The following is a 21,569-nucleotide window of genomic DNA, read 5'->3' on the forward strand; positions in this document are numbered from 1 at the left end:
GGCGCATCGTAACGTCGCGTTCGCATTGTCGGAACGCTACGATCGCCCCACGATGATCGAAGCGATCAGGCTGGTCCGGCACCACATCGGCGGTGCCGAGACGGACGGCGCCAACGGGCGCACCTACGACAAGCGCAACCCGTGGACGGGTGACGTCTTCGCCCGCGCCGCGGCCGGCGACGCCGACGACGCGGCGGCCGCGGTCGCCGCCGCGGAGGCTGCCTTCCCGGCCTGGGCGCAGACCCTGCCCGCGCGCCGGCAGCAGATCATGCTGCGGGCCGCCGAGGCACTGGAGCGCCGGCGCGACGAGGTGCGCGGCCTGCTCGCCGCCGAGACCGGCTGCGGCGTGCAGTTCGCCGCGATCCAGCTCGACTTCTGCGTCAACCTGCTGCGGCAGGCGGCCGCCCTGGCGTACGAGCCGGCCGGCCAGATCCTCCCGTCGGACCTGCCCGGCACCCGGGCCCTCGCGATGCGCCGCCCGGTCGGGGTGGTCGCCGCGATCGCGCCCTGGAACGCGTCGCTGGTGCTGGCCGGCCGCGCGGTGGTGGCCCCGATCATGGTCGGCAACACCGTGGTGCTCAAACCGTCGGAGGAGGCGCCGCTGACCGGCGGCACGCTCTGGGCGGAACTGCTCGCCGGGGCCGGGCTGCCGCCCGGCGTGCTCAACGTGGTCACCCACGCGCCCGGCGAGGCCGGCGCGGTCGCCGAGACCCTGATCGCCGATCCCCGGGTACGCCGGCTCAGCTTCACCGGCTCCACGGTCACCGGCCGCCGCCTCGCCGAGCAGGCCGGCCGGCACCTCAAGCGGGTGGTGCTGCAGCTCGGCGGCCACAATCCGCTGCTGGTGCTCGCCGACGCCGACCTGGACCACGCCGTCGACGCCGCCACCTACGGCGCGTTCGTCCACTCCGGGCAGACCTGCATGTGCGCCCGCCGCATCATCGTGGACCGCTCGATCGCCGCCGAGTTCACCGAGCGGTTCGTCGCGCGGGCCGCGGCGCTGCCGCTCGGCGACCCGTCGGACCCCGGCACCGTGGTCGGCCCGGTGATCAACGAGTGGGCGCTGTCGCTGCTGGAGCGCCGGGTCCGGGAGGCCGTCGAGATGGGCGCCCGGCTGCTCACCGGCGGCGTGCCGTCCGGGCGCTGCTTCCCGCCGACCGTGCTGGCCGGGGTGCCGCCCACCGCCGAGCTGGCCTTCGACGAGACGTTCGGCCCGGTCGTGCTGCTGGAGGAGGCGGACGGCCCCGACGACGCGGTACGCCGGGCCAACGCCACCGACTTCGGGCTGACCGCGGGTGTCCTCACCGGCGACCCGTACCGTGGTCTCGATCTGGCCCGCCACCTGCAGGCCGGCATAGTGCACGTCAACGACCAGCCGGTCAACGACGAGCCGCAGATGCCGTTCGGCGGGGTGAAGGACAGCGGCGCCGGCCGGTTCGGGATGGGTTTCGCCACCGAGGAGTTCACCCAGGTGCAGTGGGTCACCGCCCGGCACGAGCCGCGCACGTACCCGTTCTAGCGGATCTTGAGGAGCGCCGGTAGCCTGCCGCGCGTGACCCACGAGATCGAGATCGATGCGCCGGTGGACCTGTGCCTGCCGGACGGCCGGCTCAACCCGGCCGCGGTCGGCTGGACCCGCCGCCCGGTGCACCGCGCGAACCTGCGCGGCTGGGGCCGCACCAAGCGCTGGGAGTACTGGGGCGTGACCACCCCGGCGCACGTGATCGGGGTGGTCGCCTCGTCGCTCGACTACGCCGGCGTGCACGGCCTCTACGTGCTGGACCGGGCCACCGGCCGGGAGACCAGGGCGGACGCGACCGTTCCGCTCGCGCGTCACACGGTCCTCCCGGACCGCGCCGGGGCCGGGCAGGTGGTCGCGCGCGGCCCCGGCCTGCGCATCCACATCGATCAAAAGCCCGAGGGTACGGTCATCCGCGCGTCCGCAGCCGAGCTGGAGATCGACCTGACCGTCCCCTCGGTCCCGGACCGCGACGCGCTCGGGGTGGTGGTCCGCTGGAGCCCGACCCGGTTCCAGTACACGGTGAAGGACATCGGCCGCCCGGTGCACGGCCGGCTCGTGCTGAACGGGGTGGAGCACGCCGTGCCGGCCGAGGGTTCCTATGCGACGCTCGACCACGGGCGGGGCCGCTGGCCGTACTCGATCACCTGGAACTGGGCGGCCGGCGCAGGCGAGGGCCGGGCGATCCAGCTCGGTGGCAAGTGGACCGACGGCACCGGCAGCACCGAGAACGCGCTGCTCGTCGACGGCCGGCTGCACAAGATCGGCGAGGACCTGACCTGGCAGTACGACCGTGCCGACTGGCTCGCGCCGTGGCGGATCAGCGGCGAGCGGGTGGACGTCCGGTTCCACCCGTTCCATGAACGGGTGGCCCGGACGAACCTCGGGGTGCTGGCCAGCGAGACGCACCAGTGTTTCGGTCACTTCACCGGCTGGGCCCGTACCGCTGACGGCCGCAAGATCGACCTGGACGGGCTGACCGGCTGGGCCGAGGAGGCCCGCAACCGCTGGTGACGGCTCAGGCGGCGGCGGCCGCCTGAGCGTTGTAGTTGGTGAGCACCACACCGAGCACGAAGACCTGCACGGCCGGCGGCAGGCCGGGCAGGTCGGCGGCGAACTCGCCGCGCCACGTGCTGGTGCGCTTGACCGTGCCGACCACCGTGTCGCCGTCCATCAGCTGCTCGTCGCCGCCACGCCAGACCGAGTCGCGTTTGAACTCGAAGGTCCGGCCGCCGGCGTGCACCTTCCACTGCTTGCGGTAGACCCGCTCGGCCTCGGCGACCACCCGGTCGTGCCGGTCGGTCATCGTGTAGCGCGAGCCCCAGCCGTTGGCCTTGACCCGGTAGGCGTGCCCGTCGAGCTCGAAGTGACCGCCGATGGACCAGCTGTTGCCGTCCCAGACCGTGACGACGGTGTCGCCGTCGCTGATCTCGTAGCGGGTCTTCCACATACTCGTTCGTTGCGCCTTCAACATGCCGCCAGCATAGAAGCCGCTCGCTCGCTGGTGAGGAACCCGGCCAGCCGGGTCGCCGCGGCGGCCGGCGTCGCGGAGGTCTCCCGGGCGGCGCTGAGGATCCCGGCCAGGGTGTCGCCGATCCCGTCGATCCGGGCGCTGATCTGTGCCTCGCTCTCGTGGTGCAGCTCCGCGGCGGTGGCGTGCACGATGCCGCCGGCGCTGACCACCACGTCCGGCGCCCAGCGGATGCCCCGCTCGTGCAGCAGGTCGGCGGTCGCCGGGTCGTCGAGCTGGTTGTTGGCCGGGCCGGCGATCGCCGAGCAGCTCAGCCGCGGCACGAGCGCGCGGGTGAGCACCCCGCCGAGGGCGGCCGGGACCAGCACGTCCACCTCGGCGGTCAGGCAGTCGTCCGGGCCGGTCCAGGTGGCGCCGTACTTCCCGGCGACCGCCCGCCGGGCCGGGTCCACGTCGGCGGCGATCAGGTCGGTGGCGCCGGCCTCGGCGAGCAGGCGCAGCACGTGCGTGCCGACCCGGCCGAGGCCGAGCACGGCGAAGCTGCGGCGCGACAGGTCCGGCGAGCCGAAGCGTTCGGCCGCGACGGCACGCAGGGCGGCCAGGACGCCGGCGGCGGTGTGCGGCGAGGAGTCCCCGCTGCCGCCGGCCTGCGCCGGACGGCAGAAGACGTACGCCGTACGCTCGCTGATCGTGACCATGTCGGCGGGGCCGGTGCCGACGTCCGGGCCGGTGGCGTAAGCCCCGCGCAGCCCGCCGATCACGTCGCCGGCGTCGTGCAGCGCGTCCCGGCGTTCGGTGGGGGACAGGACCCGCCCGGGTGGCAGCGCGATCACCGTCTTCCCGCCGCCGTGCGGCAGCCCGGCCAAGGCCGCCTTCTCGGTCATCGCGGCGGACAGGCGCAACGCGTCGTCGAGCCCGTCGCGCCAGTCCGGGTAGGACGCCAGGCGGCACCCGCCGATCGCCTGGCCGAGGACGGTGGAGTGGACGGCCACCACGATCGGCAGGCCGGAGCGGCGGCCCTGCTCGACGACGACACGCCGGTGGTTGAACGACATTGTGGCCTCCCGTACATCTGCTGCTTGGACGGCCTTGACGCTAGGACGCTGAGCGGTCGTGGAATCCTGCTGCCGAATGAAATTCGGCAGAACTGCGAAGATGGCGGTCGTGGACGACATTGATTCGGCACTGGTCCGGGAACTGCAGGCGAACGCCCGGCAGACCAACCGGGACCTGGCCCGCGCGGTCGGCATCGCCCCCTCGACGTGCCTGGAACGGGTGCGGCTGCTGCGCGACCGGGGCGTGATCACCGGGTACCACGCGGAGGTCAGCCTGACCGCTCTCGGCCGCGACGTCCAGGCGCTGCTGCACGTGCAGGTCCGGCCGCTGACCCGGACCGTGATCGAGGGCTTCAAGTCCTACGCGGCGGGGCTGCCCGAGGTGCTGTCGGTCTTCGTGCTGGCCGGCGGCGACGACTTCCTGGTGCACGTCGCGGTGCCGAGCGTGGACAGCCTGCACGCGTTCCTGATGGACCGGTTCTCCGACCGGCGGGAGATCGTCGGCTTCCGCAGCTCGATCATCTACCAGCACGCCCGCAACCGGATGGTGGAGCAGCTGGACTAGAGGCGGGGTCGTGCGGCACGGGGCAGCGTGGCAGGTTGGTGACATGGACTACCGCCGTACGTACCGGTCCGCGGCCATCGCCTTCGCCGACCTGGTCTCCCGGATCCCGCCGGACCGGCTCGACGAGCCCGGCCTCGGCGAGTGGACGCTGCGCGACCTGCTCGGGCACACCGTCAGCTCGGCGCTGCGGCAGGTGCCGGACGTGCTGGCCGCGAGCGCTCCGGCGCTGCTGGTCACCAGCCCGGAGGGTTACTTCGCGGTGGCCCGCAACGCGCCGCCGGAGCTGCTGGCGGCCGCCCGGTCGGCGTCGGCCGACGACGCCCGGGCGACCGGGAAGGCGCTCGGGGTGGAGCCGGCGGCCGTGGTCAGCGACTTCATCGGGCGGGCCACGTCCGCGCTGGCCGGGGCCGGCGACGACGATCCGGTGGCCACGCCGGCCGGGGGGATGCGGGTCCGGGACTGGCTGCCGACCCGGACGTTCGAGCTGGTCGTGCACGGGTCCGACGCCGCGGCGGCGGCCGGGGTGCCGATCTCGCTGGACGAGAGCGTGTTCGCGGAGGCCGCCGCTCTCGCGGCCCGCATCGCTGTCGTCACCGGCGACGGCCCGGCGGTCCTGCGCGCTCTCACCGGCCGCGCGTCCCTCCCGCCCGGATTTTCCGTCGTCTGACTGTGGGGGAGTCCGGGCGCGCAGCGCGCCCGAACTCCCCACGGCGATGAGCGGTGTGTGAAGCCGGGGCGCGCGGCGCGCCCCCACTTCACACGGTGCCTACAGCACCCGGGTGGCCAGGGCGAGCGGGTTGCCGAAGCGGTGCGCGGTGATGCTGACCGCCTGCTCGCGCAGGAACGGCAGCATCTCCACCCGGCCGGCCTCGGTCACCGGGCCGGCCCAGACCGCCAGGTCGGGACGCCCGCCGGTGGCCTCGAGAATCGTGCCGGCGTCGCCGCCGACCAGCCGCAGCCGGCCGGCGCTCAGCCCGGCGGCGAACGTCGCGTCGTCCTCGACCACCGCGTCACGCAGCCGGTCGGCGAGCCCGGCCGGCAGCGGCTCCGCGGTGGAGACCCGCAGCTCGGCGCCGGCCAGCGTGCCCGCGGCGAGGACCCGGACCAGGTCGGCGACCGAACCACCGGCGGCGAGCCGGACGGTGACCGGGCAGGGCAGATAGCGCAGCACGTTGCGTTCCGCCTGCAGCCCGGAGACGTCCGAGGCGGCGAGAGGGAACGCGGCGTCGCTGCGCGCGGCCCGCTCGACCCGCGCCAGCTCCTCGGCGCTGAGCACGCCGCGGGCCGCACCGAGCAGCGCCCGCACATCGGCGTGCGTCACCTCGGCCGTCGCGGTGGCCGGCCGGGACTCCCAGCCGGTCAGGCCGACCAGGTAGTTCGGGCCGCCGGCCTTGGTGCCCGGGCCGACCGCCGAGCGCTTCCAGCCACCGAACGGCTGCCGCTGCACGATGGCGCCGGTGATGCCCCGGTTGACGTAGAGGTTGCCCGCCTGCACCCGGTCCAGCCAGGTGCGGATCTCGCCCTCGTCCAGCGAGTGCAGACCCGAGGTGAGACCGAAGTCGACCTCGTTGACCAGGTCGATCGCCTCGTCCAGGGTGTCCGCGGTCATGATGCCGAGGATCGGTCCGAAGTACTCGGTGCGGTGGTACTCGGAGCCGCGCCGCACCCCGTCCCGGACGCCGGGGCTCCACAGCTTGCCGGTGTCGTCGAGCTTGCGGGGCTCCAGCAGCCAGCGCTCACCCGGGCCCAGCCGGGTCAGGCCGTCGAGAAGCTTGCCGGCGGCCGGTTCGACGAGCGGGCCGACCTGGCTGCGCGGGTCGGCCGGGTAACCGACGTCCAGCGACGACACCGCGTCCAGCAGCTGGGTGCGGAACCGCTGCGACCGGGCCACCGAACCGACCAGCACCACCAGCGAGGCGGCCGAGCACTTCTGCCCGGCGTGGCCGAACGCCGACGACACCACGTCCTTGACCGCCAGGTCCAGGTCGGCGCTCGGGGTGACGATGACGGCGTTCTTCCCGCTGGTCTCGGCGAGCAGCGGCAGGTCGGTGCGGAACGAGCGGAACAGCTCGGCGGTCTCGTACGCGCCGGTCAGGATCACCCGGTCGACGAGCGGGTGGCTGATCAGCTCGCGGCCCAGCCCCGCCTCGTCCACCTGCAGCAGGGTGACCAGGTCCGGGTCGGCGCCGGCGGCGGACAGGGCGTCGCGCAGGATGCCGGCGAGCACGGTGCCGCAGCGCTCGGCGGGACCGGCCGGCTTCAGTACGACCGGCGAGCCGGCCGCGAGCGCGGCCAGGACCGAACCGGCCGGGATGGCGACCGGGAAGTTCCACGGCGGCGTCACCAGCGTCAGCCGGGCCGGAACCGGCGTCGCGCCGTCCGTCCGCACCAGCGAGGCGGCGAGCTCGGCGTAGTAGTGGGCGAAGTCGGCCGCCTCGGAGACCTCCGGGTCGGCCTGGTCGATGGTCTTGCCGGCCTCGGCCGCCATCACCTCGAGCAGGGTCTCGCGGTGCTCCTCCAGGGCCTCGCCGATGCGGTGCAGGACGGTCCGCCGGTCGGCGCCGCCCCAGCTCGCGGCGGCGGCCTTCTCCAGGGCCTCGTCCAGGTGCTCCCGGTCGCTGATCCGGGGCAGGTCGAGGCCGAGTTCCGAGGTGGTGACCCGCTGCAGCAGCGCGCGGGCGCGATCGCGGTTGACGGCCACCGCAGGGTCGGTGTCGGGCGTGTTCACGAACCGGCCCGGCTCGCTGCGCGGCACCGCGGCATAGCGGTCGGCGACCCGCTTCGGCGCCGGCACCGTCTCGTCCAGATCCCGGAGCGAGGCGAGGAAGCGCTCCTGCTCCCGGGCGAACAGCGCGGAGTCGGTGTGCAGCTCGAACACCGCCGACATGAAGTTGTCCGAGCTGGCGCCCTCTTCGAGGCGGCGGATCAGATAGGCGATGGCCACGTCGAACTGCTCCGGGCGTACCACCGGGGTGTAGAGCAACAACCCGCCGACCTCGCGCCGGACCGCCTCGGCCTGGCCTTCGGCCATGCCGAGCAGCATCTCGAACTCGATGCCGTCCCGCACGCCGCGCTCGCCGGCCAGGATCCAGGCGTACGCCACGTCGAACAGGTTGTGGCCGGCCACCCCGAGCCGTACGTTGCGGATCCGCTCCGGGTGCAGGGCGTAGTTCAGCACCCGCTTGTAGTTGGTGTCCGTGGCCTGCTTGCTGTCGCAGGTCGCCACCGGCCAGCCGTGCAGTTCCGCCTCGACCCGCTCCATCGGCAGGTTGGCGCCCTTGACCAGTCGCACCTTGATCCCGGCGCCGCCGCGGGCGCGCCGGGCCGCCGACCAGTCCTGCAGGCGGATCATGGCGCCCAGCGCGTCCGGCAGGTAGGCCTGCAGCACGATGCCGGCTTCCAGGCCGAGCATCTCGGGGCGGTCGAGGAGCTGGGTGAAGACCGCGACCGTCAGGTCGAGGTCCTTGTACTCCTCCATGTCCAGGTTGACGAACTTGCCGGTCCGCGCGGCCAGCGTGAACAGCGGCGTGAGCTGCTCGACGATGTCCGCGACGGCCTCGTCGAAGGCCCACGGGTTGTGCGGGGCGACGGTCGACGACACCTTGATCGACACGTAGTCGACGTCGGGGCGGGCCAGCAGCCGCTCGGTCTCGGTGAGCCGGCGCTTCGCCTCGCCCCGGCCGAGGACCGCCTCGCCCAGCAGGTTGACGTTGAGCCGGACGTTGCGCTTGCGGATCCGCTTGATCGCCTTGCCGAGGCGGGCGTCGGTGGCGTCGACGATCAGGTGGCCGACCATGTGCCGCAGCGCGCGGCGGGCGATCGGCACCACCACGCCGGGCATCAGCGGGGCGAGCCTGCCGCCCAGCTTGACCGCGGTGCGCAGGTGCAGCGGCAGGAAGGCGGGGATGTCGCCGGCCAGCGTGTTCAGCGCGCGGGCGCTGACTCGCGGGTCCTCGGGGCGGACCACGCCGTCGACGAAGCCGACGGTGAACGCCAGGCCCTTCGGGTCACGCAGCACTCCGGCCAGCTGCGCGGCCGAGCCGCCGACGGGGACGTCCGCAGCCTCGCGCAGCCAGCGCCGGACAAGGGCGATCGTCTCTTCGGCGATCTCAGACATCGGGATGCTCCTTCCGGTTTCCGCCACAGTGTGCTGCCTCAACTCCGGTTAGGAAAAGCGATGCTTTATGACCGGTGTTCTTAAGTTGAGCTAACGTATGAGGCCGTGCTGGAGATCCGCCGCCTCGTGCTGCTTCGCGAACTCGCCATCCGTGGCACCATCGCCGCCGTCGCCGACGCGCTGAACTTCACGCCCTCCGCGGTGAGCCAGCAGCTCAGCCAGCTGGAGAAGGAGACCGGCACCCAGCTGCTGCGCAAGGCCGGCCGCCGGGTCCAGCTCACCCCGCAGGCCGAGGTCCTCGTCGCCTCGGTCGGCGAGGTTCTCGACACCCTGGAGCGCGCCGAGGCCCGGTTGCAGGCCGCCGCCACCCGGGTCACCGGCCGGGTCCGGGTCGCGGTCTTCCAGTCCGCGGCCCTGGCCTTCATGCCGGCCACCCTGCGCGCCATGGCCGGGCAGCATCCGGACGTGCGCGTCGAGATGGTCCAGCGGGAGCCCGAAGAGGCGCTCCGGGAGACCTGGGCCCGCGACTTCGACATGGTGATAGCCGAGCAGTACCCGGCTCACGCCGCGCCACACCATCCCGGCCTCGACCGCCGCGATCTCACCACCGACGCGATCCGCCTCGCCCTGCCCTCGGTCGAGGCGTCCCTGCGCCCGGTCGACTCCCTGGACTCGGCCCGGCACATGCCCTGGGTGATGGAGCCGCGCGGCGCCGCCTCCCGGCACTTCGCCGAACAGGTCTGCCGTCGCGCCGGCTTCGAACCCGACGTCCGCTACGAGACCGCCGACCTGCAGGCCCACATGCGCCTGGTCGAATCCGGCAACGCGGTCGCCCTGATCCCGGACCTGGTGTGGGCGGGCCGCTCGACCTCCTGCCGCCTGCTCGACCTGACCGAGCTGCCCCGCCGCACGATCTTCACGGCCCAGCGCCTGGCCGGGGCGGCGTCGCCGGCCGCCCGCGCCTTCCGCGAGATCCTCCAGCAGACCGTCGACGCCTCCCCGCCGGGCCTCAGGCGGGGATGATCGAGACGCCGGCGCTGTGCAGGGAGCGCAGGACCGGGTGGTCGCCCGGGGCGTCGGTGATGACGCCGCTGACGGCATCGGGGGTGAGCACCGTGAAGGGCGAGGCCGCGCCGATCTTCTCGCTGCTGGCGAGGACGTAGGTGTCGGCGGCGCGGCCGGCGAGGGTGCGTTTCATGGCGGCCTCGTCGGCGTCGCCGGTGGTGAGGCCGGCCTCGTGGTGGACGCCGGCGACGCCGAGCAGGAAGAGGTCGGCGGTCACCTGCTGAGCGGCCTCGGCGGCCGCGGCGCCGCAGGTCACCGCGGAGTGCTTGAAGAGCCGGCCGCCGAGCACGTAGACCTCGATCAGCGGATGGGTCACCAGGGCGGCGGCGACGGTCGGGCTGTGCGTGACCACGGTGGCGGCCAGGTCGTGGGGGAGCGCCGCGGTGACCGCGAGGGCCGTGGTGCCGCCGTCGAGCAGAACCGTGCTGCCGGGCCGGACCAGCGCGGCGGCTGCCGCGGCGACCCGCTCCTTGCTGGAGGTGGCGACCGTGGTGCGGGTCGCGTAATCGGCGATGGCCGGGGAGACCGGCAGGGCGCCGCCGTAGACCCGCTGGCAGAGCCCGGCGGCGGCGAGCTCGCGCAGGTCACGGCGGATGCTGTCCTCGGCCACGCCGAGTTCCGCGGCGATCTCCTTGGCGACCAGCTTGCCGTCGCTCTGCAACCGGGCCAGCAGGAAGTCGCGTCGTTCCGCCGCCAGCATCCGTGATTCTCCTTATTCTTGTCGACTATTGCGCGTTTCTCAGTGTAGTTTCCGGACCGTGACGAAGCCAATGCTGATCTTGATCGCCGGGCCCTACCGGTCCGGCACCGGCGGTGACCCCGATCTGATCGCCGCGAACCTGGAGCGCCTGGAGGCGGCGGCCTGGCCGGTCTTCCGGGCCGGGCACGTGCCGATGATCGGGGAGTGGGTGGCCCTGCCGGTCCTGCGTGGTGCGGGCGGCGACGCGACCGACGAGGACGTGCTCTACCCGGCGGCGCAGCGGCTGCTCGCGCACTGCGACGCGGTGCTGCGCCTGCCGGGCGAGTCGCGCGGCGCGGATCAGGACGTGGCGATCGCCCGCTCCCGCGGCCTTCCGGTCTACTTCGACATCGCGCAGATTCCGGCGGTCGCGCCGCGGCCGGGCGTCGATGTGCCGGATGCGCGGGGCCGCACCGGCCTGGACCGGGCCGGGCGTGACCTGACCGGCAACCCGTCCGTGGTCGTGCGCGACGTGGAGCTGCTCGCCGCCGCCTGGCACGTGCTGCGGCGGACCACCTACGACTACCGGCGGCGGGACGGGAGCTGGAGCACCCAGCAGCGGGAGACCTACGACCGCGGTGACGGCGCGACCGTGCTGCTCTACGACCCGGCCCGGGAGACGGTGCTGCTCACCCGCCAGTTCCGCTTCCCGGTATATGTGAACGGCCACCCTGACGGCATGTTCGTGGAGACCGCGGCCGGCCTGCTCGACGGCGACGACCCGGCCGCGGCGATCCGGCGGGAGGCGAGCGAGGAGCTCGGGGTCGAGGTGGGGGCGCTGGAGCCGGTCTTCAACGCGTGGACCAGCCCCGGGTCGGTGACCGAGCGGGTGCACTGCTTCGCGGCGCCGTACAGCACCGAGTCGCGGGTCGGCGCGGGCGGCGGGCTGCCCGAGGACGGCGAGGACATCGAGGCGGTGGAGCTGCCGTTCGCCGAGGCGCTGAAGCGGATCGACTCCGGGGAGATCGCCGACGCCAAGACGATCATGCTGCTGCAATGGGCGGCGCTGCGCGGGCCGTTCCGGCACTTGACATCGATCTGAGCGAATCATTGGATGTTACCGGGAGGTAACGCGATGATCGTTCGTGCCGCTGTGGTGGCCGCTTCGCTGGTCGCCGGGATGCTGATCGGCACCCCGGCGTCGGCCGCCGAGGTCTGCACCGCACCTACGCCGAGCACCACCCAGCCCGGTTACCTGGTCGCCGATCCGGACTGCGAGGTGGACGGCACCCCGTTCACCGCGCTGCCCGGGGCCCGCGCGCACACCGGCATCAGGGACGGCGCGGCCTACCGCGTCGAGGTGCCGCAGCGCTGGAACGGCCGGCTGGTGCTCTATGCCCACGGCTACCGGGGCACCGGCACCACCGTCTACGTCGGAAGCCCGGACCTGCGGGCGCACTACATCGCCAACGGGTACGCCTGGGCCGCCTCCAGCTACGCCACCAACGGTTACGACGTGGGCCAGGGCGTGCGCGACTCGTACGCGCTGATCGGCCTGTTCAAGGAGCTGACCGGCCGCTCGGCGCGCAAGGTCTACATGACCGGCGACTCGATGGGCGGGCACATCACCGCGGTCGCGATCGAGGAGTACCCGCGGGCCTTCGCCGGGGCGATGCCGACCTGCGGCGTGCTCGGCGACGTGGAGCTGTTCGACTACTTCCTGGACGCCAACGTGACCGCCGCCGCGCTCGCCGGCGTGGAGACCTCGTTCCCGATCGAGCCGGCCGCCTGGGCCGCGCAGGTCGCCCGGATCACCCCCGCGCTCGGCCTGCCCACCGGCTCCACCGAGGCCGGCCGGACCTGGTCCGGCGTGGTGGAGCGGCGCAGCGGCGGCGAGCGGCCCGGGTTCGACTCGGCGTTCACCTACTGGAACACCGCCAGCCAGGGCGGCCTGCCGTTCCTGTTCAGCGTGCACCCGGCCACCTCCGGCGGGACCGCGGGCATCGCGCCCGGCAACCTCACCGACAACCGGCGCACCTTCTACCGCTCCACCGACCGGGCCTGGCCGACCGCCGCGGAGTGGCGGCTCAACCGGGACGTGCTGCGGGTGCGGCGGACCGCGCAGGCCGACCCGGGCCTGAACGGCGTGCCGCGCGTCGACGGCCGGCCGCCGGTGCCCGTGCTGTCGCTGCACGGCATCGGCGACCTGTTCGTGCCGTTCTCCATGGAGCAGGAGTACGCCCGGGAGGCCAAGCGCAACGGCCGGTCGCACCTGTTCGTCTCCCGGGCGATCCGGGACGTGTCGCACTGCGGGTTCGCCCTGGCCGAGCGGCAGCGCGGCTTCGACGACCTGGTCCGCTGGGTGGAGACCGGCCGCCGGCCGGCCGGGGACGCGATCCTCGACCGGCGCGCGGTGGCGAGCGCGGCGTTCGGCTGCCGGTTCACCGTCGGGGTACGCCCGCTGTTCGCCGCGCCCGCCTGCCCGGCCGGCTGAACGACCGCCGGCCGGGGGAAGCCCCTGGATCAGGCGGTGCGGAGCCGGACAGCCACGCTGTCGCCGTCCTGGACCAGCTCGGCGCGGTAACCCGGTGTGACGACGCTGACCGAGGCGAACCGCCCGCGGACCCGGCGCGCCTTGAGCACCGGCACCGGCCGGTCGTACTTCCTGCCCGGCGTCACCTCGATCGACAGGGTGGCGCCGGAGCCCAGGACGACCTCCTCGTGCACGGTCAGCGGGGGCGCGCCGTGCGGGCGCACCGTGACGGCGAGCGTGCCCGCGCTCTGCCGGAACGCCCCGCCGACGTGCACCTTCTCCGCGGCCAGCCGCAGCGTGCCCCCGGTGACCGTGACGTCGCCGTCGCCGAGCGCCCGCTTCGTGGCCGCGACCAGCGTGCCGTGCGCGACGGTCGTCCCGCCCCGGTAGTCGTTGTCGCCGGCCAGGGTGAGCGCGCCGGTGCCCAGCTTGATCAGGCCACCCCTGCCGGTGATGTCGTTGCGCCAGGTGTCGGCGGCGGAGAAGCCCCCGGCGGCCGCGTCCAGGCTCACCGCGACGGTCGAGTCGAACGCGCCGTAGCCGTCGGCCGCGGTGAACAGGTCGATGCGGCCCCACTGCTCGCCGCCGTCGAGCAGCGGGTTGCCCGCGGCCAGCCCGGTGGTGCGCAGGACCTCGCGGCGCTGCGCGGCGTCCAGGTACGGCAGCCGCGTCTCGAGCAGCACCTCGGCGCCCTTCGGCACCACGAACGGGGCCCGGTCGCGGGTGCGCGGCAGCCCGTACGTCTGCTTCGGCCCGACGATGGCGGCGTTGCGGGCGCGGTCCGCGTACGCATCGCTGTGATCTGCCGCGTGCGCGGCGGTGAGAACGTCTCCCACCTGGGCCTGGAAGTAGCTGAGCGCCTGGGCGCGCGCCTCGGCCTTGAGGGTCGCGTTGGCCGCGTCGCCGAGGATCGCCGCGGCGAGCGCGGTGCCGAGGATCCGGCCGCCGATCACGTCGACGGGGGAGTGCATGCCCGCGATGATCCGGGTCTCGGCCAGGTCGTAGGCCGCGGTGATCATCTCCTGGAAGCGCTCCGGCACCGCGTAGGCGAGCGCGATCGACGCCAGGTAGAGCGCGTTGGTGTGGCCGCTGACGTAGCCGCCGTCCTCGGCCGGGTTGGTGCTGCGCTGGCGCAGCAGGGCCGGCACGACCACGGTGTCCGAGTCGTAGACCGGGTAGCCGAGCGGGTCGACCGCGCCGGTGTCCACCACCTCGCTGTCGGCGTTAATCCGCCAGGGGCGCGGGTACTGGTAGGCGAACTTGGCCGGGTTCCCGGAGGAGAAGTTGCCGCGCAGCGTGTTGACCAGCGTGACCACCTTGCCGAGGGCGGAGGTGGGCGAGCCGGCGCCGAGCGCCGAGCCGGCCGGCGCGCCGGCCGGGATCGCGTCGCTGATCGTGGTGGCCGGCGTCGACGCGGGCGCCGAGGTGATGCCGGTGACCGCGAGGGCGCCGGCCTTGTAGACGTCGGCGAGCGGGCCCAGGCCGGCGATCACCGAGTAGCTCTGGTGCTGACGGTCCACGATGAACGCGCGGGCGGCCTCGGCGTCGGTGCGCTCGCGGGTGGTCCGCACGCAGTAGCGCACGTTGGCGCGCAGGAACGCCCGGTCGAGGACGGTGCCGGTGTTCCAGGCGGCGCCGGTGGCCCAGACCCGCTGCATGCCGGAGAGGATGCGGACCGCGGCGTTGGTCTCGACGGTCAGGTTCGCCGTGACGTTCGTCCGGTAGCTGTCGACGAACGCGGCGGGGGCGACGGTGGCGGCGGTGGCGGCGCTGTTCCGCAGGGCTGGACCGGCTACCAGGCCGGCCGCTCCCGCGGCTGAGGCGCGCAGCAGGGTGCGGCGGCTGAGGTTCATGTCGGGGTGCTCCGTCTTCCATGGGCAAGATCGCGCTCAGCTTTCGGGGAAGCGGCGAAGGACGAGCCAACGCTTCGTATTGTGAGCGTGAACATCTACGAAATCGCCAGCTCGGCTCGGTTCCGTAAGTCGAGGCGAGTGGATATGTTCCGGTCATGCTTCGCCAGGTGACCCTCGCGACCGGCGTTCTCGCCGCCCTGCTCGCCGTCCCCGCTCCCGCCCAGGCCGCCGCGAGCGGCACGTTCGACCTGCTCACCTACAACGTCGCCGGCCTGCCCGAGCTGATCTCCAGCGCCGAGGTGGACCGGAAGGCCGCCCACACCGCGATCGGGCAGCGCCTCGGCCCGTACGAGATCGTGCACGTCCAGGAGGACTTCAACTACCACGCCCACCTCTACGCCGCGGACGCCCACCCGCACCGGACCCCGACCAGCGGCGGCGCCGGCATCGGCTCCGGGCTCAACACCCTGGCCGGGTACGCCTACGACGACTTCGAGCGCGGCGACTGGAACTCCTGCCAGTTCGACTCCGGTGACTGCCTCACGCCGAAGGGGTTCACCTTCGCCCGGCACCGGCTGGCCGAGGGCGTCTACGTCGACTTCTACAACCTGCACACCAACGCCGGCACCAGCGCGGGCGACCAGGAGTCCCGGGCCGACAACCTGAACCAGCTCAGCGCGTTCATCGCCACCCACTCGGCCGGCAACGCGGTCGTGGTCGCCGGGGACACCAACACCCGCTACACCCGGGCGGCCGACACGATCCGGGACTTCGCCGCGGTCAACGGGCTGACCGACGCGTGGGTGCGGCTGGAGCGCGGCGGGGTCGCCCCGGCGGCGGGCTCGGCGGCGCTGGTCTGCGACCCGGCGGCGATCACCGACAGCTGCGAGGTGGTCGACAAGGTCCTCTACCGCGGCAGCCGGTTCGTGACGCTGGACGCCACCGGCTATCACAACGAGCACCTCGGTTTCCGCACCGCGGACGGGCTGATGCTCTCCGACCACTTCCCGATCAGCACCACCTTCAGCTGGTCGACCAACCCGGCGTACGAGTTCAGCGAGCAGTTCGGCGGGCCGCACGGCGCGTTCTACAACGACGTCACCGCGGTGCCGGCCGGTGCCCGCGCCGTCGCGGTCGGGTTGCGTGCCGGGTCGCGCGTGGACCAGGTGTCGGTGACCCTTGCCGGTGGCGCCACGCTGAGCCACGGCGGGACGGGCGGAACTGCCCGGTCGCTCCCGCTCGGCGCCGGGGAGTACGTGACCAGCGCCCATCTCTGCCAGGCCAAACACAGTGGGCATACCCGGATCTTCTACGCCCGGTTCACCACGAATCTGGGCAACAGCGTCGCCGGTGGCACCACCACCTCGGACTGTGTGACCCGGACCGCACCGAGCGGATGGCAGATCGCCGGATTCCACGGCAGATCGGGCACCGCGGTCGACAAGATCGGGTTCATCTACACGCGTCGTTGACTCGTACGTCTCATTCCCGCGTGATCAGGAAACGGCCGGGGTAGCTCGCGGCGCATGCACGACATCGCCCCGGCCGCCCCGGCCACCCGCACGCACCGCCTCTGGCTGCGTGTCTTCCTCACCGGCCTCGGGCTCTGGTTGCTCACCGTGGTGGTCACCTTCGCCACCGGCAACCCGAACCTGGTGCCCACCCTGGTGCTGCTCGGCAGCTTCCTGGTTCCCGTGACGTTCGTGCTCTGGGCCTACGGCCGGCGGCACAGCGGCGAGGTCACCTCGGAGCTGCTGTTCAGCACGTTCGTCACCGGCGGCGTGCTCGGAGTGCTCGCCGCCTCGCTGCTGGAGACCTACCTGCTGCACCCGTCCCCGGCCTTCTTCCTCGGCGTCGGCCTGATCGAGGAGGCGGCGAAACTGGCCGCGCTCGCCTTCCTCTGCCGCCGCCTGCAGCACAAGTACGCCATCGACGGCGTGGTCCTCGGCGCCTCGGTCGGGTTCGGCTTCGCCGCCTTCGAGTCGGCCGGATACGCCTTCACCGCCCTCTTCACCGAGCAGGGGCTGTCGCTGATCACCCTGGTGCAGACCGAGCTGCTGCGCGGGGTGCTCGCCCCGGTCGGGCACGGGCTGTGGACGGCGATCCTCGGGGGGGTGCTCTTCTCGGCCAGCGGGCGGCGGCACTTCTCGCTGACGTGGCGGCTGGTGTTCACGTACCTCGGTGTCGCCGTGCTGCACGCCCTCTGGGACGCGATGCACAGCATCGCGCTGTTCGTCACGCTGGTGCTGACCGGCCAGCGCGACAGCGAGCCGGCACTGACCGCCGCGCAGGCGCACCTGTTCACGATCCTCTCCTGGGGCGGCCTGATCCTGATCTCGCTGATCGGCGTCGCCTGGCTGATCCGGGTCTACCGCCGCGCGGACCGCGAGTCCCGCCCGTTCTGGCGCATCGCCCTCGCCCACTGACCGCGTTCGTGTCGGCTGGCCGACTCGACCCATCCGCCTTCCGCCCGGGCGCGAATCGCCTGCGATGTCCCAACGGAAAGCGGAGGCAAGAATGAACCGATGGATCACCGCCGGCCTGGGTACCGCGGCCGCGGCCGCCCTGACGCTCGGGGCCGCCGGGGCCGCGCAAGCCGATGACGACCGGCGCCTGCAGGCTGTCGGGCTGACCGCCGACCAGCAGCTGGTCACCTTCACGGTGGACAAGCCCGGCCGGGTCCGCCCGGCCGGCCCGGTCACCGGCCTGCAGGGCGACACCCGGCTGGTCGGCATCGACTACCGGGTGCAGGACGGCAAGCTGTACGGCGTGGGCGACGCGGGTGGCGTCTACACCCTGACGGTGCGAGGCGCGAAGGCGGCCAAGGCCGGCCAGCTCGCCGTGGCGCTGAACGGCACCAGTTTCGGCGTCGACTTCAACCCGGCCGCCGACCGGCTGCGGATCATCAGCGACACCGGCCAGAACCTGCGGCACGACGTCAACCCGGGCGGCACGACCGTCGCCGACGGCACCCTGACCATCCCGCCGGCGACCACGCCCGCCACCGGGGTGACGGCGGCCGCGTACACCAACAACGACCTGAACGCGGACACCGGCACCACCCTGTTCGACCTCGACACCACCCTCGACCAGGTGGCGATCCAGGCGCCGGCCAACGCGGGACCGCTCAGCCCGACCGGGAAACTCGGCGCCGACGCCGGGGCGGAGGCCGGCTTCGACATCTACACCGAGACGAAGTCCGGTGACGTCACCGGGTTCGCGACGCTGCAGGTCGGCGGGCGCAGCACGCTGTTCCAGATCTCGCTGCTCAACGGGCGGGCCGACCAGCTGGGCCGGTTCCCGTCGCCGGTCACGGTGACCGACCTGGCGCTGCCGCTCGCCCAGCGGTGAGCTGAGTCAACCCCGGCGGGTGCGTTCGACCAGGACCGCCGCCACGTCACGCAGCTTCCGCTGGGAGTCCTGCGAGGCCTTGGCGAGAATGGCGAACGCCTCGTCGGGGGAGCAGTGCCGCTGGCTCATGATGATGCCCTTGGCCTGCTCGATGACCGCGCGGCTCTCCATCGCCAGCTGCATCTGCCCGGCGAGGGTGGCCGTGGTGTCGTAGAGGTGGGCGTTGGCCAGGGCCACCGCCGCGTAGCCGGCGAACGTCTCGGCCAGCACGATCGCGTCGGCGTCGAAGGCCTGGACCTCGGTGGCGTAGATGTTCAGCGCGCCGACGACGTTCTCCTGGATGGGCAGCCCGACGGAGATGGTGCTGCGCACGCCGACCGCGCCGGCCTGGTCGTGCCAGCCGGGCCAGCGGCGTTCCCCGCTGACGTCGTCGACGCAGAGCGTCCTGTGGTCGGCCGCGGCCTCCAGACAGGGGCCGCGGCCGTTCTCGTACTGCCATTTGTCGATCCACAGGGCGGCGTCGCCGGTGTTCGCCACGGTGCGCGGGCGGCCCTCGCGGACCAGGGTCACGGACACCTCGTACGCGCCGGGGACGGCCCGTTTCGCCAGCGTGGCGACCTTTTCCAGGATGCCTTCGAGGTCGGACTCGCCGAGGTTGATCCGGCCGAGCTCGCTGAAGGCGGTGGTGGGGTCGAGCGGCTCGAGGCTCATCATTTCACTTTGTACCCGACCGCGCCCGTCCTGTCCCGGTTGCCGGCGGCCCTGCTGGGACTAGAGTCGAAGCCGGGTCAAGCCACGTGCCCAGCCATCGCTTCGACGACGGTGAGGGCTCGGCCATGCCTGCGTTTCCCATGAGCCCGGACGACGACGTTCTCCGTGTGCACTGCCGTCCCGTGCGTCTGCCGGACGGGACGCCCGCGGCGGTCGTCCACCTCTACGGTGAGATCGACACCGACACCACCGCCACGCTGACCGCCGCGCTGCTGCCCGTGGTCGATCAATACCCGCTGGTCTCCTGCGATCTGGGCGGCCTGCGCTTCTTCGGTGCGGCGGGGGTGAACGCGCTGGCGGAGGCGGGCCGGCGGGCGGCAACGCGGGGACACCGGCTGGAGCTGTGCAACGCGCGGGGGCTCACCCGGCGGGTGCTGACCATCGCGGGCCTGGACCGGGTCCTGCCGGTGTCGGAGTGAGCGCCACACCGATCGTTCCGATTCCGGGCGGCTTAGGTATTATCGTCGTCCTGCGGCCGGAGTCGTCCCATCGACGCCGGCGAACCAGCGTCAAGCAGCGGCGCGGGTCCGTGGGCACACCGCCCACCGGGCAGCAACACCGGTTAACCAAACGCGGGCCGTCCGGCGACGGTTCGCGTTCCGCTGCGGGGACCTTCTGACGTTGATGGCGCACGACCCGACCGATTCGGCGGCCGCGTTCGCGGAGCTCGGTCGCATCAAGCTGGGCGAGACCGACCTCAACGGCGTCCTGCGCCGGGTGGCCGATCTGGCCCAGCGCACCCTGCCCGGCGCCGAACAGGTCTCGATCACCCTGGTTCGCGACGGGGGCGCCCACACCGCGGCGCACACCGGCGAGATCGCGCTGAAACTCGACGAGCGACAGTACGAGCAGGACGGCGGCCCGTGCCTGGAGGCGGCTGCCGGCCGGACCACCGTGCCGGTGCCGGACACCGGGACCGACCACCGCTGGAACGGCTGGGCCCAGGTGGCCGCGGACGCCGGGATCGGCAGCGTCCTCTCGGTCGGGCTGCCGATCGAGGAGAAGGTCTCCGGCGCGCTCAACATCTACGGCGCGCGGCCGCGCGCCTTCCACGACGACGCGGTCGCCCTGGCACAGACCTTCGTGCGGTACGCGGCGGTCGCCCTCGCCAACGCCCACCTCTACGACACCACGGCCACCCTGGCCCAGCACATGCAGGCGGCGATGGAGAGCCGGGCGGTGATCGAGCAGGCCAAGGGCATCATCATGGGCGAACGGCGGTGCACCGCCGACGAGGCGTTCGCCATCCTCACCCGGGTGTCGCAGGACAGCAACCGTAAGTTGCGCGACGTCGCGGCGGCGCTCGTGGAGCGTACGCAGCGCGGCTGACGTGGGCGCCTGACCGCTGACGGGGGCGGTCAGGCGCTCACGTCGAGCCGGCCGCCGCCGCCGTGCTGGGAGAGGTATCGCAGTGCCGGCTCCAGATAGCCGGTGACCGGGTTGCGCCCGGTCGGGTTCTGGTCGTACCGGCGCACCAGGTCCTTGAGGTAGACCGCGGTCACCTCCTGGCCCGGGGCGAGCCGGCCGGTGGCCCGGTCCGAGGCGATCGCCGCGGCCAGCGAGTTGATCCAGCCCTGATTGGTCTCGCCGACCCGGATGCGCTGGCCGGTGGCCTGATATATCAGTTCCCGGTCGCGGTCGGTCAGTGACGCCGCGTCCTCCCGGGCGGCCTGGTTCCGTTCCCGGGCGGGGTTGCGGCCGGGTTGACCGGTGGTGTCAGCTGGCTGCGGTTCAACCGGGACACGGACATGGCGGACTCCGAAGGCCGTGGTCGCTCTTCCTCCTCCTGATCGGCAGCCGGTCCGCGGACCTGAGAGCTTTTTGGGCCGGTCCGGCCTACCGTGGTGGTGAGGCCCTGTCCCTCCGGACTCCGACCGATGAAACGGACCGAGAGAAGGACGGACGACGATGACCACCTGGACAACCGAAGAGCTGATCGACGTCGGCACGGTACGCCTCGCCGGTGATCTGACCCTGCCGGAGCACCCGGTCGGCGTGGTCCTCTTCGCCCACGGCAGCGGCAGTTCCCGGCACAGTCCTCGCAACCAGGCGGTGGCCCGGGAGCTGAACCGGCGCGGGCTGGCGACGCTGCTGGCGGACCTGCTGACCGAGCAGGAGGAGACCCACGACTCGCGCAGCGGTGACCTGCGGTTCGACATCGGCCTGCTGGCCGACCGGCTGGTCGGGATCATCGACTGGACCCGGGCCCACCCGCCCACCGCGGCGCTGCCGATCGGGCTGTTCGGGGCGAGCACCGGCGGGGGAGCGGCGCTGGTCGCCTCGGCGGCCCGGCCGGAGGCGATCCAGGCGGTGGTGTCCCGGGGCGGCCGCCCGGACCTGGCCGGACCGGCCCTGCTCGAGGTGCGGGCGCCGACGCTGCTCGTGGTCGGTGAGCGCGACCCGCGGGTGCTGGAGATGAACGAGCAGGCCCGCAACACCATGCGGATCCGCGCGGAGTTGCGGATCATCCCGGGCGCCACGCACCTGTTCGAGGAGCCCGGCACGCTGGATCAGGTGGCCGAGGAGGCCGGCGGCTGGTTCAGCATGCATCTGGCGACCGCGACCCGTACGCCGGTGAGGTGAACCGAGG

At 73.1% G+C, this 21,569-nt stretch carries 20 protein-coding genes; 13 read left to right on the forward strand and 7 right to left on the reverse strand.

From position 1 onward, the window contains the following. Nucleotides 1-52 precede the first annotated feature (52 nt). Both AB0F81_RS08105 and AB0F81_RS08110 read left to right on the forward strand, forming a co-directional pair. The gene (locus AB0F81_RS08105; protein WP_360192845.1) at nucleotides 53-1,519 is read left to right on the forward strand and encodes an aldehyde dehydrogenase family protein; all 1,467 of its coding nucleotides are present in this window, start codon (nucleotides 53-55) and stop codon (nucleotides 1,517-1,519) included. A gap of 33 nt (nucleotides 1,520-1,552) precedes the next feature. Next, nucleotides 1,553-2,533 carry a DUF2804 domain-containing protein gene (locus tag AB0F81_RS08110; RefSeq protein ID WP_360192848.1) on the forward strand — a complete coding sequence of 327 codons (981 nt, stop codon included), beginning with the start codon at nucleotides 1,553-1,555 and terminating at the stop codon, nucleotides 2,531-2,533. A gap of 4 nt (nucleotides 2,534-2,537) precedes the next feature. Here AB0F81_RS08110 and AB0F81_RS08115 read toward each other — a convergent pair whose 3' ends face one another. Continuing rightward, on the reverse strand, nucleotides 2,538-2,993 hold the full coding sequence (locus tag AB0F81_RS08115; RefSeq protein ID WP_360192851.1) for a hypothetical protein: 456 nt from the start codon (nucleotides 2,991-2,993) through the stop codon (nucleotides 2,538-2,540). After that, a complete protein-coding gene (locus tag AB0F81_RS08120; protein WP_360192854.1) occupies nucleotides 2,987-4,045 on the reverse strand; it encodes a Glu/Leu/Phe/Val dehydrogenase dimerization domain-containing protein in 1,059 nt (352 codons plus the stop codon). The genes AB0F81_RS08115 and AB0F81_RS08120 overlap by 7 nt, the downstream gene beginning before the upstream one ends. Nucleotides 4,046-4,145: 100 nt before the next feature. On the opposite strand from AB0F81_RS08120, the gene AB0F81_RS08125 reads away from it, so the two are divergent. Continuing rightward, complete coding sequence (locus AB0F81_RS08125; RefSeq protein ID WP_360192857.1) at nucleotides 4,146-4,610, forward strand: Lrp/AsnC family transcriptional regulator; 465 nt, start codon at nucleotides 4,146-4,148, stop codon at nucleotides 4,608-4,610. 43 nt (nucleotides 4,611-4,653) lie between these two features. After that, on the forward strand, nucleotides 4,654-5,277 hold the full coding sequence (locus tag AB0F81_RS08130; RefSeq protein ID WP_360192860.1) for a maleylpyruvate isomerase N-terminal domain-containing protein: 624 nt from the start codon (nucleotides 4,654-4,656) through the stop codon (nucleotides 5,275-5,277). 99 nt (nucleotides 5,278-5,376) lie between these two features. Here AB0F81_RS08130 and AB0F81_RS08135 read toward each other — a convergent pair whose 3' ends face one another. After that, nucleotides 5,377-8,727: a bifunctional proline dehydrogenase/L-glutamate gamma-semialdehyde dehydrogenase gene (locus AB0F81_RS08135; RefSeq protein ID WP_360192863.1), complete on the reverse strand. Its 3,351-nt coding sequence runs from the start codon at nucleotides 8,725-8,727 to the stop codon at nucleotides 5,377-5,379. Nucleotides 8,728-8,832: 105 nt separating this feature from the next. Here AB0F81_RS08135 and AB0F81_RS08140 point away from each other — a divergent pair, with 105 nt between their 5' ends. Continuing rightward, nucleotides 8,833-9,750, forward strand: coding sequence for a LysR substrate-binding domain-containing protein (locus AB0F81_RS08140; RefSeq protein WP_360192865.1), 918 nt, complete (start codon nucleotides 8,833-8,835; stop codon nucleotides 9,748-9,750). Here the strand turns inward: AB0F81_RS08140 and AB0F81_RS08145 are convergent. After that, nucleotides 9,737-10,492 carry a DeoR/GlpR family DNA-binding transcription regulator gene (locus AB0F81_RS08145; protein ID WP_360192868.1) on the reverse strand — a complete coding sequence of 252 codons (756 nt, stop codon included), beginning with the start codon at nucleotides 10,490-10,492 and terminating at the stop codon, nucleotides 9,737-9,739. The two genes, AB0F81_RS08140 and AB0F81_RS08145, sit on opposite strands and share 14 nt — an antisense overlap. Nucleotides 10,493-10,550: 58 nt before the next feature. Between AB0F81_RS08145 and AB0F81_RS08150 the strand changes: the two genes are divergently transcribed. Together AB0F81_RS08150 and AB0F81_RS08155 are read left to right on the forward strand one after the other, a co-directional pair. Next, nucleotides 10,551-11,573, forward strand: coding sequence for an NUDIX domain-containing protein (locus AB0F81_RS08150; protein ID WP_360192871.1), 1,023 nt, complete (start codon nucleotides 10,551-10,553; stop codon nucleotides 11,571-11,573). 33 nt (nucleotides 11,574-11,606) lie between these two features. After that, complete coding sequence (locus tag AB0F81_RS08155) at nucleotides 11,607-12,965, forward strand: phthalyl amidase (RefSeq protein ID WP_360192874.1); 1,359 nt, start codon at nucleotides 11,607-11,609, stop codon at nucleotides 12,963-12,965. A gap of 29 nt (nucleotides 12,966-12,994) precedes the next feature. On the opposite strand, the gene AB0F81_RS08160 is transcribed toward AB0F81_RS08155, so the two are convergent. Then, a complete protein-coding gene (locus AB0F81_RS08160) occupies nucleotides 12,995-14,857 on the reverse strand; it encodes a phosphatase PAP2 family protein (protein WP_360192877.1) in 1,863 nt (620 codons plus the stop codon). 155 nt (nucleotides 14,858-15,012) lie between these two features. Between AB0F81_RS08160 and AB0F81_RS08165 the strand changes: the two genes are divergently transcribed. The 3 genes from AB0F81_RS08165 to AB0F81_RS08175 all read left to right on the forward strand — a co-directional run bounded on the left by AB0F81_RS08165 (nucleotide 15,013) and on the right by AB0F81_RS08175 (nucleotide 18,208). After that, the gene (locus AB0F81_RS08165) at nucleotides 15,013-16,329 is read left to right on the forward strand and encodes a jacalin-like lectin (protein ID WP_360192880.1); all 1,317 of its coding nucleotides are present in this window, start codon (nucleotides 15,013-15,015) and stop codon (nucleotides 16,327-16,329) included. Between the two features lie 54 nt (nucleotides 16,330-16,383). Further along, the gene (locus AB0F81_RS08170; protein ID WP_360192882.1) at nucleotides 16,384-17,283 is read left to right on the forward strand and encodes a PrsW family glutamic-type intramembrane protease; all 900 of its coding nucleotides are present in this window, start codon (nucleotides 16,384-16,386) and stop codon (nucleotides 17,281-17,283) included. Nucleotides 17,284-17,374: 91 nt separating this feature from the next. After that, nucleotides 17,375-18,208, forward strand: coding sequence for a DUF4394 domain-containing protein (locus AB0F81_RS08175; RefSeq protein WP_360192885.1), 834 nt, complete (start codon nucleotides 17,375-17,377; stop codon nucleotides 18,206-18,208). Nucleotides 18,209-18,214: 6 nt separating this feature from the next. Here AB0F81_RS08175 and AB0F81_RS08180 read toward each other — a convergent pair whose 3' ends face one another. After that, nucleotides 18,215-18,919 (reverse strand): GAF and ANTAR domain-containing protein, encoded by a 705-nt coding sequence (locus AB0F81_RS08180; protein ID WP_360192887.1) that lies wholly within the window; start codon nucleotides 18,917-18,919, stop codon nucleotides 18,215-18,217. 125 nt (nucleotides 18,920-19,044) lie between these two features. Between AB0F81_RS08180 and AB0F81_RS08185 the strand changes: the two genes are divergently transcribed. Together AB0F81_RS08185 and AB0F81_RS08190 are read left to right on the forward strand one after the other, a co-directional pair. Then, complete coding sequence (locus AB0F81_RS08185; RefSeq protein ID WP_360192890.1) at nucleotides 19,045-19,398, forward strand: STAS domain-containing protein; 354 nt, start codon at nucleotides 19,045-19,047, stop codon at nucleotides 19,396-19,398. A 205-nt stretch (nucleotides 19,399-19,603) separates the two neighbouring features. Further along, the gene (locus AB0F81_RS08190; protein ID WP_360192892.1) at nucleotides 19,604-20,308 is read left to right on the forward strand and encodes a GAF and ANTAR domain-containing protein; all 705 of its coding nucleotides are present in this window, start codon (nucleotides 19,604-19,606) and stop codon (nucleotides 20,306-20,308) included. A 29-nt stretch (nucleotides 20,309-20,337) separates the two neighbouring features. Here AB0F81_RS08190 and AB0F81_RS08195 read toward each other — a convergent pair whose 3' ends face one another. After that, nucleotides 20,338-20,481, reverse strand: a complete 144-nt coding sequence (locus AB0F81_RS08195; protein WP_360192895.1) for a hypothetical protein — start codon at nucleotides 20,479-20,481, stop codon at nucleotides 20,338-20,340. Between the two features lie 406 nt (nucleotides 20,482-20,887). Here AB0F81_RS08195 and AB0F81_RS08200 point away from each other — a divergent pair, with 406 nt between their 5' ends. Then, the gene (locus tag AB0F81_RS08200) at nucleotides 20,888-21,562 is read left to right on the forward strand and encodes an alpha/beta family hydrolase (protein WP_360192898.1); all 675 of its coding nucleotides are present in this window, start codon (nucleotides 20,888-20,890) and stop codon (nucleotides 21,560-21,562) included. The last annotated feature ends 7 nt before the right edge of the window (nucleotides 21,563-21,569 follow it).

Origin of the sequence: Actinoplanes sp. NPDC024001, assembly GCF_040638955.1 — a bacterium.
GTDB lineage: Bacteria > Actinomycetota > Actinomycetes > Mycobacteriales > Micromonosporaceae > Actinoplanes.

Coding starts and splice junctions, on each gene's coding strand:
- AB0F81_RS08105 (WP_360192845.1), top strand. CDS start 53: ATGATCGAAGCGATCAGGCTGGTCCGGCACCACATCGGCGGTGCCGAG.
- AB0F81_RS08115 (WP_360192851.1), bottom strand. CDS start 2,993: ATGTTGAAGGCGCAACGAACGAGTATGTGGAAGACCCGCTACGAGATC.
- AB0F81_RS08120 (WP_360192854.1), bottom strand. CDS start 4,045: ATGTCGTTCAACCACCGGCGTGTCGTCGTCGAGCAGGGCCGCCGCTCC.
- AB0F81_RS08125 (WP_360192857.1), top strand. CDS start 4,146: ATGGCGGTCGTGGACGACATTGATTCGGCACTGGTCCGGGAACTGCAG.
- AB0F81_RS08130 (WP_360192860.1), top strand. CDS start 4,654: ATGGACTACCGCCGTACGTACCGGTCCGCGGCCATCGCCTTCGCCGAC.
- AB0F81_RS08135 (WP_360192863.1), bottom strand. CDS start 8,727: ATGTCTGAGATCGCCGAAGAGACGATCGCCCTTGTCCGGCGCTGGCTG.
- AB0F81_RS08145 (WP_360192868.1), bottom strand. CDS start 10,492: ATGCTGGCGGCGGAACGACGCGACTTCCTGCTGGCCCGGTTGCAGAGC.
- AB0F81_RS08155 (WP_360192874.1), top strand. CDS start 11,607: ATGATCGTTCGTGCCGCTGTGGTGGCCGCTTCGCTGGTCGCCGGGATG.
- AB0F81_RS08160 (WP_360192877.1), bottom strand. CDS start 14,857: ATGAACCTCAGCCGCCGCACCCTGCTGCGCGCCTCAGCCGCGGGAGCG.
- AB0F81_RS08165 (WP_360192880.1), top strand. CDS start 15,013: ATGCTTCGCCAGGTGACCCTCGCGACCGGCGTTCTCGCCGCCCTGCTC.
- AB0F81_RS08170 (WP_360192882.1), top strand. CDS start 16,384: ATGCACGACATCGCCCCGGCCGCCCCGGCCACCCGCACGCACCGCCTC.
- AB0F81_RS08175 (WP_360192885.1), top strand. CDS start 17,375: ATGAACCGATGGATCACCGCCGGCCTGGGTACCGCGGCCGCGGCCGCC.
- AB0F81_RS08180 (WP_360192887.1), bottom strand. CDS start 18,919: ATGAGCCTCGAGCCGCTCGACCCCACCACCGCCTTCAGCGAGCTCGGC.
- AB0F81_RS08185 (WP_360192890.1), top strand. CDS start 19,045: ATGCCTGCGTTTCCCATGAGCCCGGACGACGACGTTCTCCGTGTGCAC.
- AB0F81_RS08190 (WP_360192892.1), top strand. CDS start 19,604: ATGGCGCACGACCCGACCGATTCGGCGGCCGCGTTCGCGGAGCTCGGT.
- AB0F81_RS08200 (WP_360192898.1), top strand. CDS start 20,888: ATGACCACCTGGACAACCGAAGAGCTGATCGACGTCGGCACGGTACGC.